Here is a 951-nt window from a genome sequence, read left to right on the forward strand (position 1 = left end):
TCCTTCAACGAATAATTTAGCTCCTGCAGAAGTAAAGAATCCTGTATCGTCAATTTCTGTAAATGGACCAACAGGAACGAGTTTACATTGTGTTAAGAAAACATCCTTTAATACTCTTTTAATTTCAGATGCCGGTGGATCAAGCGGAATATCTGCTTCTACTACGATTTGAAGAGTTGTCTCTGCTAAAACAAGCGGGACTTTAATAAAAGCACCAGTTAGATCTGGATTAACGACAGGAGTAGCGGGAGTATCGGGAAGTTGAACCTCTGTACGCGCTTTAACTTCACAATTCACTTTACTAGGATCTTTCTTCATGTTATTTTTATTTAAATTTTGACCGAAGTCTGCCATAATAAATTCCTCCAAATTTTTTTATAGTAAAAGGTTTATTACCTTTACAACGATAAGGTATTCAAGATAAAAAATATTGCATAGACGAATTTAATAGATATTTTAAAGATAGGACTTTCTATTCATTAAGTATCTGATTAATTAGCAGAACCTGTCCCTTCTAAATATAAAAAGATCTTGAAGAATTTCTTCAAGATCTTTCGTAACTACTCTATAGGGACAATTGCTCATGTAGAGAGTGGATATTTTTTAATTGATTCAATATTTCCTTAATTCCGATCTTAATAAATGCTTACTCAGCAGCTCCTCCGCCAATCCCATTAAGCGGAATTTGTTGAACTTGTAACACTTTTAAAGTAAGATCTGTGACGATTTTTTCACGTAATTTGTTAAAGCTGCTGCTGCTATTAGAGCATTTGCTTTCATGTGAGTCAAATGAATGTGGAGAAAAGTCAAGCTCAAAGAATTCTGCGCTAATAAGTTCACAGTATGGCTGTTCATTGTAAATGACGCTATTTTGGAAGAAGTATTTATCTAAACGAGGAGATTCTCCATGTTTAGGATCGATAAATTGACCTCTTCTTTGCTCTCCGAAAC

2 protein-coding genes are annotated in these 951 nt (G+C 34.3%); both read right to left on the reverse strand.

Going from position 1 to position 951, the window contains the following annotated elements:
• The coding region (locus tag K9V48_RS28150) for a DUF7852 domain-containing protein (protein ID WP_438803933.1) at positions 1-354 on the reverse strand (354 nt) is incomplete at its 3' end.
• A 292-nt stretch (positions 355-646) separates the two neighbouring features.
• On the reverse strand, positions 647-951 hold a 305-nt coding region (locus tag K9V48_RS28155), incomplete at its 5' end, for a DUF7852 domain-containing protein (protein ID WP_438803934.1).

The sequence above is a fragment of the Metabacillus rhizolycopersici genome (assembly GCF_020075705.1).